The sequence below is a fragment of the Enterococcus sp. DIV0840 genome (genome assembly GCF_050527835.1).
Taxonomy (GTDB): Bacteria; Bacillota; Bacilli; order Lactobacillales; family Enterococcaceae; genus Enterococcus_L; species Enterococcus_L ureasiticus.
In genome coordinates this window covers 1,829,951-1,843,858 of the sequence record NZ_CP172876.1, presented here as the reverse complement: position 1 = coordinate 1,843,858, position 13,908 = coordinate 1,829,951, and the positions used below count along the sequence as shown (strand labels likewise).

Sequence of the window (13,908 nt, the reverse complement as noted above, 5' to 3'; positions counted from 1 at the left end):
CTGTCAATAGAAAAATATGAGCCAAAACTATTATTAGTTTCGACTCATACTCGTAAAAAATTATTTTGACTGATTCATCAAAACACTGATTTCTTTTTTATTTAAGTTACGGTATTCACCTGGTCGTAATCCTTTTAAGGTCAAATCACCGTACTTTTCTCTTTTTAATTTTTGGACAGGATAGCCTACTGCTTGAAGCATTTTTTTCACTTGGTGGTTACGGCCTTCGTGAATCGTCAATTCAACAATACTCGTGTTTGTTTTAAGATCAACAGATATGATCTCAAAAGCAGCTGGTGCAGTTTTATAGCCTTCAATTTTCATTCCCTTAGTTAGTGGAAGTAAATCATGTTTTTTGGCTAATCCTTTTACTTTTGCTACATAAACTTTATCAATTTCATGACTTGGATGCGTCAATTTTTGAGAAAACTCACCATCATTCGTTAATAGTAACAAGCCAGATGTGTCATAATCCAATCTTCCGACAGGATAAATTCGCTCTTTAATATGAGAGAAAAAATCCGTAACAACTTTTCTGCCTTTATCATCAGAAACAGCTGAAATAACGCCTTTTGGTTTGTAGAAAAGATAATAACCGTATTCTTCTTTGTAAATTGGCACATCATCTACTTCAACTTTGTCGTTCTTCCCTACTTGTGTTCCTAATTCTCGAACGATTTTTCCATTTACTTTTACACGTCCGTTGACGATATATTCTTCTGCTTTTCTACGTGATGCAATTCCCGCATGCGCAATTACTTTTTGAAGTCTTTCCATTTAGTTTTCTTCCTCCGATTCGTTTGTGTCCGTTGTTGATTCTTCTTCATTTAGCTCTTTATAACGGTCGAAAAAGAGATCTAAAGGCAATTCTTCAGCGATTTCTTCTTCCATTTGGTGAATATCTGGCAGTTCTTCTAAGGATCTTAAGCCAAAATAGTCCATGAAATAAGCCGTAGTGCCATATAAAATAGCTCGACCGGGTCCGTCTACCCGCCCCTTTTCTTCAATCAACTGGCGGGCAACTAGTTTTTGCATTGAACCTGCCGATTGAACGCCTCTAATTTCATCTACTTCAACTCTTGAAATTGGCTGTTTGTACGCAACAATCGATAATGTTTCGAGTGCTGCTTGGGATAAAGAATTTGAGATCGGTGATTGTGCATATTTTTTTAATAATGGTGCAAATGCTTTTTTAGTAGACAATATAAAGTGATTGCCGACTTCCAAAATATTTAATGCTGCTTGTTTATCTGATTCATAGCGTTCTTTTAAAGCAGTCACGGCTTCATATGTTTTGGCGGTGGATAATTCTAATAAGTAAGATAATTCTTCTAACCCAATTCCCTCTTCACCAACAACAAATAGAATCGCTTCGATTTGACTTACTGTTGTCACGTTGTTTCCTCCGTACTTGATTCAATCTTTTCAGACCTATTATAGAGTAAAATAGTACTATAATTATCCTCTTGTTCTACATGAACGACACCTTTTTTCATCAACTCCAACAAAGCCATAAAAGTCGTAACGACTTCTTGTTTAGAATATGAAGTGAAAAAAGATTCAAAATTTATCGGTGTATTCCGATCAATCTGACACATTTTTTGAGTGATCGTTGCAATCTTTTCTTCAATCGAAACATCATCTCCTGTAACAGTTGTTTCGACTGGTTGACGACTTTTCTTCTTTTCTAGCATTGCGTGAAAAGCTAGAAAAAGATCAATCGTATTCAATTGATTAGGTTCTAATAAAGGATTATCCTCTTTGTATTCATCGATGTCCATAGGTTCTTTTGTATAATAAAGACTTCTTTCGGATTCTTTTTCATGCAAAAGACCTGCCGCATATTTAAATTTACGATATTCTAATAATTGAGCAACCAAAGCATCTCGTGGGTCTTCACCATCAAGGATTTCATCGTCTTCTGTCATTTCTAACTCTTGTTTGGGCAAAAGCATTTTACTTTTGATTGCCATCAATGTCGCTGCCATCACTAAATATTCTCCAGCAATCTCTAATTCCAATGTTTTCATTGTATGGATATAGTTCATATACTGTTCTGTTACTGCAGCGATTGGAATGTCATAAATATCGATTTCCAATTTTTGAATCAAATGTAACAGAAGATCAAGCGGACCTTCAAATACATCTAATTTTACATTAATTTCCTGCAAGATCATCCAACTTTCTTTTTCAGCTCTTTAGTTTACCATAAAATTCAAGCGTTGTGTTCTTTCCACTTAGATAAATAAGCCGATGTGGCTAATGTGCCATATATTTTTGTTTCAGGATACAGCTGCGCCACCTCATTTAATAAGTCAAATCCTATTTTTTCACCTCTAAAGGAAGGATTGATCGATATATCATGTAAAATCATCGCTTCAGATGTTTCTACTTCAATTCCTACAATTCCCTGAATATTTTGTTCTCCATTCGGTGTCCAAAAAAGTAAATGCAAGTCATCTTCTGTCTCATACATGTCTATTTCTTTCAACAGTGAGTGGTACTCAGTTAATTTTTGATGGAAACTTAATAAACCCATCGCAATTTTTCGTTGCTCTTTTCGATAATAAGTTAACATGATCTCACCTTCTTTCCTTTTTATTGGTTAGGCTCTTGGGAAGTGCTGTTTGTAAACATCTGCCATTCGCTGTTTCGTAATATGAGTATAGATTTGAGTCGTAGAAATATCTGCATGTCCTAAGAGTTCTTGGACAATTCTTAAATCCGCACCATTTTCTAATAAATGGGTCGCAAAACTATGACGCAATGTATGCGGCGTGATATTCTTATTGATTCCAGCTTCCAGAACGATTTGCTTGAGATTTTTCCAAACTCCTTGTCGTGATAATGGATGTCCATGATGGTTGACAAATAAATGGGTTTCGTTTTGATTTTTTTTGATTAGAATAGGTCGGGCCTCTTCTAGGTATTTTTCGATCCATTGAATCGCATAATCGCCTAAAGGAATGATTCGTTCTTTATCTCCTTTACCGATAGTCTGTAATAACCCCATCGCCAAATGTAAATCACCTATTTTTAAGTCTACCAACTCACTCACTCGTAATCCAGTTGCATACATGACCTCTAAGATTGTTCGGTTTCTGATGCCTAATGGTTTGGTTGTATCAGGTGTTTCAATCAATAAAGTAACTTCTTCAACTGACAGTGTGTTAGGCAGTTTTTGCGCCTTTTTAGGAGAATCGATATGCTGCATCGGATCATGATCTGTATGCCTTTCTTGTCTTAAAAACTGATGGAAGCCCCTGAGACTTGAAATCATTCGTATGATTGTAGCAGACGAGTTGCTGTCATTGTGCAAGGTTTGCAAATATTCCATAATTATGTAGCGATCAATCACTTGCCAAGTGTCTATCTTTTGCTCTTTCAGAAAAGCAAAATATTTATGTAAGTCCCGTTCATAGCTTTTTCTTGTGTTAAGAGAAAGGCCTCGTTCTATTTGTAAGTAATGCAGATAGTCAATAATCTGTTCTTCCATCTATTTTACCTCATTTCTTTTTATTATCATATCAAAGAATTCTAGTTGATGCATAGTAAAATTAGTAAGAATAGCATTTAAATGAAACTTTATTCTAAAATAAACTCATTTTTCTGCTTTAAAAAATCGTCACCAGCTGTTCAAACTGGATGACGATAATCATTAATCTACGTATTTTGTTAAAAAGCTTTCAACTTTTTCTTTATATGCTTTAGGATCAACTGAATAGGATTTTGCATGTTCGGCACCTTTTACAACAAACTTTTCTTTTGGTACATCTGTTGCATTGTATACTTCATTCAACATCTCAAAGGGTACAAATTTATCTGCATCACCGTGGATAAACAACATCGGTACTTTATTTTTCTTCAATTGTGCTATCGAACTTGCTTCACCGAAGAAATAACCAGCCCGAATTTTAGTAATCAAACTTGTAACGGGAACTAATGGGAATGCTGGCAAATTAAACATATCTTTCAATTGGTACTTTAATTCTTCATTTACAGTGGAATAACCGCAATCTTCAACAATTGCTTTGACATTTTTCGGTAATTTTTCACCACTGGTCATCATGACTGTCGCGCCACCCATACTAATGCCGTATAAAGTGATTTGAGCATCTTTGCCATTTTCAGCGATCATTTTATCAATCCATTGAAGATAATCTTTTCGCTCGGGCCAGCCAAAACCTATATAATCGCCTTCACTTTCACCATGTCCGCGAGCATCCGGCACCAAAACATTATAGCCCCAGTCATGGTACATTTTAGCGAAACTAGCCATTGTCTCGGCGCTACCCATATAGCCATGAGCCATAATGACATTTTTATCTGTTTTTTCTTCAGCAGGTAGATAAATTGCTTTTAACTTTAATCCGTCTTTGGAAGTCAAATCCCAATATGAACGATTCGTTTTTTCTTTAAACCATTTTTCTTCAGGTGTTTTCGCCTCAATATCTGTTCCTGGTGTGTCTCCAGCTAGGAAATCTTTTTTTGAAGGAACGACGGCATAATTATAGAAATACATCCCTGCTCCTACTAGTACGATAACAATTAAAACGACTACAGCTATCAAAATTTTTACTATACGATTCATCCGATTACTCCCCATTTAAACGTATCATTCATAAAAGCATGCTTTCTTAAATAAAAAATGATACTAATTTTTTCAAATCCTTAAATAGTATAATGTTTTATAGGGATTTTCGCAATATTAAATATAGATCATGCTATTTTTTTCATTTTGATAACCAGAAAAATGAGACCAAACAAAAGTCTACTTACTTTCACTTGATCTCATTTCTATTTTATTTATTATTTTCAATTAATTTAAAACTAGACCACGGCTTCAAGAAATCTAATAAGAATAACTCATCGTCAGAAATGCGACCAACCACATTCACTCGTCCATCATTCTTCATTTCTTTCAAGGCGATTTGTGTTTCTCCTTTATACTGACCGTAACCAACATTATCGATCAACACATCTCCTTTAGTCATATCTTTTGTGTTATGGGCTGTAAATGCGCGGTCTTTAAAGTGAATACGTGTCATCGTTGAACGTAAAATATATTCTGAACGGTCTCCACGATAGCTGTGTAGACTTGTGAACAGGACTTCTCTTTCATCGTCTGTAATATCTTGTGCAACATCTACTTTAACTGATGGGTATTCTGCGTTGAATGCTTCAGCCATCGCTGTTAACTCAGCTTCTGATGCATAAGCATTACCAACTAAGATATCATCGATCAAGCCAGTTAATACTAAATGTTTCACTTGTGTAGCGATTTCTAGATCGCGATGATCCTCTAATGAACATAAACCATCTTGTGTCGCCCAAGGTCCAAATGTCGCATCATGTGAATTTACAAAGGCCATTGTATTTAAGTTGTATTTTCTAAATTTTTCAGAACAAAAAACAAAATGATCATACCCTAAACCAGAATAACGATGCGGATAAAAATTATGTGAACCTAATAAATTATCTGTATTTGGTGAGTAGCTCATGATATTGTCTACATAACTTGTCCCTGTACTCATGTTGATTTCGATTTTGATGCCATATGGATTACGTGTCATTTTCGATTCTTCAGCACCAGTAAAACCAACATCTAAACGGACGCCATAAGCACCCATTTCATCAAAAAACGATAAGTCGTCATAAGAAATTTCTAATTGTTCAAATAAGGCAGGATTAATGTCGACCATAACTTCCATTCCAAGACTGTTAGCATAATCAACGACTTTTTTAAACTCTGCTAATACCTTTTCTTTGTCTTCTGTAATTTGAAGTAAACTTGTAAAAACACGTTTAAAACCATATTTATGTGCTAAGTCTAGATATGCTTTGTCCTTTTCAAAAGTTGAACGTTCTGGATAAATAGAAATACCTAATTTTCCCATTATTACTGCCTCCTAAGATTTGTATTGATTATAATGTATGCATTTTCATTATAGCAGAATAATAAAAAGTGGTCTACACCTTTTGGAAATCTTAAAATTTTTCCATTTTGACTAGCAGTTCTAAAGAGGATTTGTTATTATGAGATGTAACTATTTTTGAAAGGAAGACTTAACTTTATGAAAATAAAAAAATTCATTGCTGCTACAGCTCTTTTAACTACACTTGTCTTATTTGCAGCATGTGGACCTAAAAATGAGAAAAAAACGGCAGATTCTTCTGCTACTTCTTCAACTGAGACTAAAACTTCTGAATCGGTTGATTTAAACGCACTAGATTTACCTCAATTATCAGATACAGTAAGCGAAGATGAAGATTTAGTTGAAATGGTCACAACAGAAGGAACAATTGAAATCAAACTATTTCCAAAACAAGCACCAAAAACAGTTGAAAACTTTATGACACACGCAAAAGATGGTTATTATAATAATGTTACTTTCCATCGCGTTATCAAAGATTTCATGATCCAAGGTGGAGACCCTAAAGGTGACGGTACCGGTGGTGAAAGTATTTGGAATGACTCTTTTGATGATGAAATCTCTAACCAATTATACAATCTGCGTGGTGCCCTATCGATGGCGAATGCTGGTACAGATGAAAAAGGTAACGGCACAAACGGTAGCCAATTCTTTATTGTTCAAAATGATCAAGATGTTTCCGACGGCCTATTAAAAGATGATTATCCTGAAAAAATCATTGAAGCTTATAAAAAAGGCGGAACTCCTTTCTTAGATGGCAAACATACTGTTTTCGGTCAAGTAACTAAAGGTATGGATGTTGTAGATAAAATCGCGTCTGCTGAAACTGGCGAACAAGATAAACCGAAGAAAGATATCCGAATCGAGAAAATCAACATTTTACAAGAAGCAAAAAAATAAACATTTAAAAGAATGGCGATTTATTGCCATTCTTTTTTCTTTCAGATTGGAGGCTAAGAATGAAAAAAATAATAATTGCAGGTCCAGTTGGTAGTGGAAAAACTACTTTCGCAAAACAACTATCAGCTAAAAAAAGAATTCCTTATTACGAACTAGACAACCTCATTTGGAACCGTCATTCTACAGGAGACATCCCCTTTCCATTAGAAGAATCTACTAAAAAGTTACAAGCTCTCCTAAACAAAGAAACGTGGATTATCGAAGGTACGACGACTAAATTCTGGATCAAACCAGCTTTAGAGGATGCAGACATTATTTTTTTACTGATCCCTCCTTACCACGTTCGAGTGCACCGTATCCTTAGTCGCTACATCAAACAAATCACAAATCAAGAGAATGCTCATTATAAACCAACTCTTCATTTACTTAAAATGATGTTTATCTGGAATCATCATTTTGAAAAAAAGAATTTCTTTGAACTGCAAAAATTAGTTGAACCAACAAACAAGAAACTCATTATAGTAAAAAAATGCAATGCTTATTCTTACTACGAAAAAAATTACTGAAAAAAATTCTGAAAAAAACTCTTTCCATATCCTCATCTATCAACGAATTACTATCAAATTTAGAAATAAAGTGTTAATGTTAAACAAAGAGGTGAAAGTAAATGACCTTTAATCCACAAATCGAAACGCTCATACTTGAGGCTTCTAACCGGAAATCTCCTCATTTTGTAGCAAACGTGATCAATTTCCAGCAATTTGACCAAGAAGACGTAAAAGACACTGCACAAAAATTGATTGAGGATGGAAAAATTCAAGCAACGATCCATTTCTATCATAATGATTTATGTACAATTGACTTTATACCTCAGGCTGTTTGAACAAATTGATCAAAAAAAAGACTGCCAGAATATAATCTAAATTATAGTCGAACAAAAGTAGAATCATTAATAATTCTCGCTTTTGCCTACTTGCTTGATCAGATTATATTGCTGTTACAGTCTTTTTATTTATTTAGTTGCTGCAGTGCTTTTTCAGGAACATTTTGTCCCGAAACTTCTTCGTAAGTCTCTACGTGGGCACCTTTATTGTAAATTTTCAAATAGCGATCTGTGGTCAATTCATGAGCTGCTGTAAAAGTAAGCTCTTTTTGTTTACCATTTTTATCAAAAGTTTGTTGCTTATATGTCGTAATACCATAACTATTGATACTGTCGGCTTTTTTTGTTTTGACATAAACTTCCCCTTTACCAACTAATGGATTTAACTGATCGATCGTGCCAGAAAGTTCATCTGATTGATTTTGCGTATATAGCTTAGCTCCAAAAAGAGCAACGCCTCCAAATAAAGCTAGTACAATGATTGTTTTGATGATCTTCAAGCTTATTCCTCCAAATTTCATTTATAAACTTATTTTAGCAGCAAAACAACTAAAAAAAATCAGTCAAATATACGAAATCTGTTTAGTCCTTTTGGCATAGGTTGCTCTCAGTCTGGGTGAATATTATTTAGTGATACCAAGGATCTACTGCTTTATAAACCTTGTAGCCGACTTAATACAACTTTTTATCTGATTCCGCTATTTTGTTCGACAGCCTCAAATATTGTAATCAATTGTTCTTCTGTTTGATTTAACATTCCAGAAATACTCAAGGATGCTATTCCAGTCGCAACAATCCATAAATTCATATGAAGCTTTTCAAGTTTTTCTTTTGAGACAGTAGCATAATTTTTATCATCAAGAATAGCTTTTTGAAACGAATCAAAAAATAATTGCTGTAATTCTTGACCATATGAATGATGATCTATATACAAAGATATGTACAATTTCTTATTCGATTTTGCTAAATCAATATAATTTAAACCGAAATTTGCACAGTTATTTGACGTTTTTGTTTCAAGCAAAAATTCCTTTTCTAAAGTCTCATATGTTGTATTTAATAAAGTAAGTTTCAGCTCTTCCATATTTTTGAATTCGAGATAAATAGGCTGCGTTGAAATTCCCATATGATCTGCTACATTTCGCGCTGTTATAAATGAAAAACCTTTTTCTATTAATAAATCTTGTGCAGCTGCCAAAATATGTTGTTTTTTATAAACTTTTTTTCTAACCAAAAACAATCCCTCCTTAATTAAAAAACGCAACAGGTTCGTTCAGTATCGACTGAAAAACTTGAAAATAGACTGTGACAATTTTTGTTAGACTCTATTTACATCTTTTTTTCCGATACCTTCGCCAAGTAAGTACTACGCTACATCTATTCACTTCATTCATTGAGATCAAAAGAAAGCGTAGTGGCTAGCCCGAAAAGCTAGATAATAATTTTTTAATTTATCATTATTTATTTTTTTAATATTATCCTTTTATTTTACACTCTTTTTGTGACTGATTTTCTCAATAATTGTGGATATATCTGAAAAATATGATAATTTACTGGACTTTACTGAAATGTTATTGACCAATGAATGTTTTACAGGCTATAGTTAACTTATTCATGGATAATGGAGGTATTTTTTTATGGCTAAAAATAACAGCCAGACACTTTTTTTACATACTGACAAAAAACGTTTAGAACTAATTAATCAGAATAGAAACTATTATTTTCTGATTGGTTATTGCTTGATTTTGATCATGATTGGCTTATTTAATGAACCGATAACTTCTTTATGGGCAGGCATGCTTCGAATCTTAACTTCACCTAGCAACCTTCTGACCGATTATATTGAACTAGGGACATTCGGTAGCGCATTTGTAAATAGCGGTTTACTGACATTGATCAGTGTTCTACTTGCAAAAAAAGAAAAGATTCCAATCAACGGTCCTATGATCGCAGCTTTATTTACCGTATCGGGTTGCTCTTTTTTTGGAAAAAATTTGTATAATTCGATTCCAATCATTATTGGTGGACTCTGCTATGCAAAAATTGTGAAGAAACCTTTTTCACAATTTATTGTTGTTAGCTTATTTGGTAGTGCGCTATCCCCAATTATCAGCTACCTTACCTTTGGCCTTTCCCTACCTTTGGTGTTTTCGATTCCTTTAGGATGTTCAGTGGGTATTTTTATCGGCTTGATTTTACCACCTTTAGCCTCACATATTCTCACCTTCCATCAAGGATTTTCATTGTATAATGTCGGTTTTACTTCCGGACTTATTGCTATGATGTTTACAGGTATTTTAAGGATGTTTGGCTGGAAAATCGAAGGTAAAAATTTGGTTTCAACAGCTTATCATACCAAGCTTCTTTTTTTTCTACTGTTTTTATTTTTAATTATGTTTTTTGTTGGATTTGTAGTCAATCATTTTTCACTGAGGGGCTTAAAAGATATCAGTAAAACATCTGGGAAATTGATTACTGATTTTATTTCTATCGCAGGTGTTGGCGCTACAATGATGAATATGTCACTGATGGGTTTATTACTTGTTGGTTATACTCAAATTAGTCATTCTACACTTAATGGACCAATTGTTGGAGCCATTTTATCAGCTGTCGGATTTAGTGCTTTTGGTAATCATATTTTTAATAGTCTGCCTTTATTAGTTAGTGTCTTTTTGACAGCACAGCTATCTTCGGTTTTTGAAGTAAACCAAACAACTGTGGTACTTGCGGGAATTTTCGGTACTGGTTTAGCACCGATTGCTGGATATTATGGCATTACTTTTGGCTTGATCGCTGGATTTTTACATATGTCGTTGGTCACAAATGTCAGCTACCTTCACGGTGGGTTAAATCTTTATAATAATGGATTTTCTACTGGTTTTGTGGCAGCAGTCATGGTACCATTACTTGATAATATTTTACAGATCAGAAAGGTGAAACAACATGCAAGAAAGAGACAAATCTAAGAGAATCATAGATGAATTACTGACTTACTTTTTTTCGAATGACATTGAAGAGATTCGTATTGGCGTTGACTTTACGCCAGAAGGTTTTTCTATTGAAATACAAGGGAAAACTGAAAAAGAACCAAAAAATGTCCTGCATTTATTAGAGTTATTAAATACACCTAGAGATCTGAGTATTGAGAGTTATTATGATGAATTACTTGGGATCACTCACCATGAAGAAGAAGATTATCACCTGCTTGGTCTGATGATTGATGAGGCAGAAATCACTTTCGACGCACCTGTTTTTGAAATCAAAGTATTTAGAAAAAAATAATTGTTCCCTATAAAAAAGGAGGAGTAACCCCAGAATGTATTGGTTATTCCTCCTCTTCTTTACATATAAATTGATTTTGTACTACTGCGATCGCGTAAAAAAAGCACCCAATTTTTTGGGTGCTTCACTTCTTGCTATTTGCCATCTACAATATTCAAACGAACTTTTTTAGGTCCCTCGACACGTACACTGTAAACAATGGTACGAATTGCTTTAGCAACACGGCCTTGCTTGCCAATGATACGGCCAATATCTTCAGGCGATACAGTCAAATTATACTCTAGAAAAACATCAGATTCTTCTATTTCTAATTTAACTAGCTCAGGTTGACTGACTAATGGGCGAACGATAGTTAAGACTAACTCTTTCACATCTGTCATCATCGGTCACCTTATTTCTTTTCAAGTTTAGCTTCGTGGTGTTTTTTCATAACGCCTTCTTTTGAAAGGATGTTACGAACTGTATCTGAAGGCTGAGCGCCTTTAGACAACCAGTCTAAAACTAAATCTTCTTTTAAAACTACTTCTGCAGGATCTTTTAAAGGATTGTAAGTACCAACAGTTTCGATGAAACGTCCATCACGAGGAGAACGAGAATCTGCAACTACAATACGGTAAAAAGGACTCTTTTTAGAACCCATGCGTTTTAAGCGAATTTTAACTGACATTTTATATATTACACCTCCATTAACTTAATCACAAATGTTAGTTTACCAGATTTCCAGCAAGCTGTAAAGAGTTTTTTCTTGACACCTTAAAAAAAGCTTTGTATCGTTGATTTCTCGGTCTATTAGCTTTATAATTGAGTTACCTTGGCAGGGGCAATCAATCGTTGCTTAACAAAAATAAGCTGTGAACTATGAAGATTATCTTCTTTCGTTCACAGCTTATTTTTTGAGTCTTCACAATTCATTGAAAAAGATAATAATCAAGGAATTCTGTAATAATTTTGACTGATTATATATAGACTTCAGAGTCAGAAAATGTAAAAGTAACGATTAACTTCCAATTTGCTTTCTGTTGAAGATTATCCCTACTGAAATTGTTAGTAATAAGGTTCCCATAAAAATTAATACAGGTGAACCTTCCTCACCAGTTTTTAAGAGGCTCTGTTGATTTCCATCACTTTTCTCAGTTGGACTGGTTGTACTGCTTTGAGTAGAGGTCGAGGTTTCAGTACTTGTCGATGACTCATTAGATGACTCTGATTCACTGGTTTCAGAAGTTTCTACTGCTTCAACAAGATTGGTTCTAGCTGCCTTCAATTCTTCTGTTGTTTGTTTGATCTCGTTACGGCTAACTTCTTTAGGCGTTTCTTCAGCTATTTTTATGAGATTGATAGCTTCCGTTTTTTTCTCTTTCCATGGTTGCCAAGTTTCTGGTGTGTAAGCCTCTTCTTTTAGCCCATCATTTTCGGCAATAATTTTTTCCAATGCTTCGATATCTGTCGGTTGAACAATTTCTTCTGTTGTTACTAACTGATTGACCAGTGTTTCAGCTACATTTTCTAACTCAGAAGGTGTTGCATTTTCGTTTTCTACTGCTGTTTGAGCATTCTCTTTAGCATCTGTTAGTTTTTTTGCAGACGAATCAGTTAGTTCTTGTAAATCTACGCTTTCGACTTCATCAATTTTGTCCGTGATAACATCAATGACTTGGTTTACGTCTCCATTACCAATACCACCATTCGCGTAATTAGTTAAACTAGCATTTCTTGCTTGTGGTGTTCCATCTTCATCCAAAGTACTAGCAGTGTTAACATATTTTACTGATGAATCTGTGACTTTTGTACTGTAGTTGACAACTGCAGAAATATACCCTTTGCCTGCACTATAACTACCTAGATTTTCCAAGGATAGGATAAAACCATCTGCTGCCACTTCAACTTTTGTTTGGTCTCCCTCAATTTTACTTGGAAGTAGATATTTTTTTAAACTTTTTTTATCCCCATCGCGATAATTAATACTGAACGTATCACCGAGTAATTGTTGTCCCGCTCCTAAACTATCCTTAATAATCGGCATTAACAGATTCTGTCCAGAGTTATTGATCGTAATCGTCCAATTGATTTTTTGTGGATCTATTGAATCAAATTTTCCACTTTTAAAAATTGTTGTTGGGTTAGTCGTTCCCGTACTTACACCGACAGCTTTGTTTACTGTAAGTTCAAGATCGCTCGTTGCGCCATTGACTGGCAGTGGAACTCGATTTACACCCTCTTCAGTTTGATCATTGACAAGCTTTACCCAGAAATAAAATTGCCCACTGATTGAAATATGGTCTGTTACAAATTGATTGAATGTAACGGTAACCGTATTTGTTTCTCGATCTATGTGGGCTGTGCCGATCTCATTGCCAACTTTACTGAGCAATGGAAAATCGCTGTAGTTCACCATTTGTAAAATAGACGGTAATTCAAATGTCAACTCATCACCAGCTTTAGCATCATCCGGTAAGTAATAGGAATAATTTACTTTAATTTTATCGCTGCTCTTCACTCGATGAATCGGGTTATTGACAATATCCGTCAAAGTTACATTTGTCAACAACTCAGAGCCATAGACATTTTGTGCTCTTACAGTCGGTTGAAGAGTTACTTGATTTTCTGTACTGCTTTCTTCTGTTGAGCGTTCTGTGCTGTCACTATTTTTTGTAGTGCTCACTTCAGTTTTGGTTTCATTGCTATTTATGCTTGAATCGTCTGTACTAGAGATAGTTTCTACAGCCATTGTTTTTTGGGTCATGCCTATAATGAATAACCAGAAAATAAATAGAAACATACTGATTTTACTAATTCGTTTAATTCTCTGCATAACTTTGCCTCCAATTTTTATGAACACTTTATTATTTTTCATTATATAAGAAATATTTGTTCATGAACATTGATTTGCTTGTCATTTTCTGAATGTCG

The 13,908-nt window shown here is 34.4% G+C and carries 17 protein-coding genes; 5 read left to right on the top strand and 12 right to left on the bottom strand.

All coding sequences use genetic code 11. The features are described from left to right. Positions 1–60 precede the first annotated feature (60 nt). The 7 genes from IGL98_RS08805 to IGL98_RS08775 form a co-directional block, all read right to left on the bottom strand. On the bottom strand, positions 61–777 hold the full coding sequence (locus IGL98_RS08805) for a pseudouridine synthase (protein ID WP_206842408.1): 717 nt from the start codon (positions 775–777) through the stop codon (positions 61–63). Then, positions 778–1,395: an SMC-Scp complex subunit ScpB gene (scpB, locus tag IGL98_RS08800; RefSeq protein ID WP_206912141.1), complete on the bottom strand. Its 618-nt coding sequence runs from the start codon at positions 1,393–1,395 to the stop codon at positions 778–780. It lies immediately after the preceding gene. Next, complete coding sequence (locus IGL98_RS08795) at positions 1,392–2,171, bottom strand: segregation/condensation protein A (RefSeq protein ID WP_206842566.1); 780 nt, start codon at positions 2,169–2,171, stop codon at positions 1,392–1,394. The genes scpB and IGL98_RS08795 overlap by 4 nt, the downstream gene beginning before the upstream one ends. Before the next feature lie 44 nt (positions 2,172–2,215). After that, positions 2,216–2,578: a GNAT family N-acetyltransferase gene (locus tag IGL98_RS08790; RefSeq protein WP_206912140.1), complete on the bottom strand. Its 363-nt coding sequence runs from the start codon at positions 2,576–2,578 to the stop codon at positions 2,216–2,218. Between the two features lie 27 nt (positions 2,579–2,605). Continuing rightward, positions 2,606–3,496 (bottom strand): site-specific tyrosine recombinase XerD, encoded by an 891-nt coding sequence (gene xerD, locus IGL98_RS08785; RefSeq protein WP_206842403.1) that lies wholly within the window; start codon positions 3,494–3,496, stop codon positions 2,606–2,608. 162 nt (positions 3,497–3,658) lie between these two features. Then, entirely contained in the window at positions 3,659–4,591 is a 933-nt protein-coding gene (locus tag IGL98_RS08780) for an alpha/beta hydrolase (protein WP_206912139.1), read from the bottom strand. Positions 4,592–4,802: 211 nt separating this feature from the next. After that, positions 4,803–5,897, bottom strand: a complete 1,095-nt coding sequence (locus IGL98_RS08775; RefSeq protein WP_206912138.1) for a DUF871 domain-containing protein — start codon at positions 5,895–5,897, stop codon at positions 4,803–4,805. Positions 5,898–6,074: 177 nt separating this feature from the next. Here IGL98_RS08775 and IGL98_RS08770 point away from each other — a divergent pair, with 177 nt between their 5' ends. The 3 genes from IGL98_RS08770 (at position 6,075) to IGL98_RS08760 (ending at position 7,716) form a co-directional block, all read left to right on the top strand. Further along, positions 6,075–6,833 (top strand): peptidylprolyl isomerase, encoded by a 759-nt coding sequence (locus IGL98_RS08770; protein ID WP_206912137.1) that lies wholly within the window; start codon positions 6,075–6,077, stop codon positions 6,831–6,833. A gap of 59 nt (positions 6,834–6,892) precedes the next feature. After that, positions 6,893–7,399, top strand: a complete 507-nt coding sequence (locus IGL98_RS08765; protein ID WP_206912136.1) for a hypothetical protein — start codon at positions 6,893–6,895, stop codon at positions 7,397–7,399. Positions 7,400–7,500: 101 nt separating this feature from the next. Next, positions 7,501–7,716 (top strand): hypothetical protein, encoded by a 216-nt coding sequence (locus IGL98_RS08760; RefSeq protein ID WP_069644651.1) that lies wholly within the window; start codon positions 7,501–7,503, stop codon positions 7,714–7,716. Positions 7,717–7,841: 125 nt separating this feature from the next. On the opposite strand, the gene IGL98_RS08755 is transcribed toward IGL98_RS08760, so the two are convergent. Both IGL98_RS08755 and IGL98_RS08750 read right to left on the bottom strand, forming a co-directional pair. Then, positions 7,842–8,216: a YxeA family protein gene (locus IGL98_RS08755; protein WP_206842398.1), complete on the bottom strand. Its 375-nt coding sequence runs from the start codon at positions 8,214–8,216 to the stop codon at positions 7,842–7,844. 185 nt (positions 8,217–8,401) lie between these two features. Continuing rightward, the gene (locus tag IGL98_RS08750) at positions 8,402–8,950 is read right to left on the bottom strand and encodes a TetR/AcrR family transcriptional regulator (protein WP_206912135.1); all 549 of its coding nucleotides are present in this window, start codon (positions 8,948–8,950) and stop codon (positions 8,402–8,404) included. A 403-nt stretch (positions 8,951–9,353) separates the two neighbouring features. On the opposite strand from IGL98_RS08750, the gene IGL98_RS08745 reads away from it, so the two are divergent. Both IGL98_RS08745 and IGL98_RS08740 read left to right on the top strand, forming a co-directional pair. Continuing rightward, entirely contained in the window at positions 9,354–10,682 is a 1,329-nt protein-coding gene (locus tag IGL98_RS08745) for a DUF1576 domain-containing protein (protein ID WP_206842396.1), read from the top strand. Then, positions 10,660–10,998, top strand: a complete 339-nt coding sequence (locus tag IGL98_RS08740; protein WP_206842395.1) for a hypothetical protein — start codon at positions 10,660–10,662, stop codon at positions 10,996–10,998. The genes IGL98_RS08745 and IGL98_RS08740 overlap by 23 nt, the downstream gene beginning before the upstream one ends. A 134-nt stretch (positions 10,999–11,132) precedes the next feature. Here IGL98_RS08740 and IGL98_RS08735 read toward each other — a convergent pair whose 3' ends face one another. The 3 genes from IGL98_RS08735 to IGL98_RS08725 form a co-directional block, all read right to left on the bottom strand. Continuing rightward, positions 11,133–11,378, bottom strand: coding sequence for a KH domain-containing protein (locus IGL98_RS08735; RefSeq protein WP_069644646.1), 246 nt, complete (start codon positions 11,376–11,378; stop codon positions 11,133–11,135). Between the two features lie 11 nt (positions 11,379–11,389). After that, positions 11,390–11,665: a 30S ribosomal protein S16 gene (rpsP, locus tag IGL98_RS08730; protein ID WP_010761445.1), complete on the bottom strand. Its 276-nt coding sequence runs from the start codon at positions 11,663–11,665 to the stop codon at positions 11,390–11,392. A gap of 330 nt (positions 11,666–11,995) precedes the next feature. After that, positions 11,996–13,810 carry an Ig-like domain-containing protein gene (locus tag IGL98_RS08725; protein ID WP_206912134.1) on the bottom strand — a complete coding sequence of 605 codons (1,815 nt, stop codon included), beginning with the start codon at positions 13,808–13,810 and terminating at the stop codon, positions 11,996–11,998. Positions 13,811–13,908: the final 98 nt, after the last annotated feature.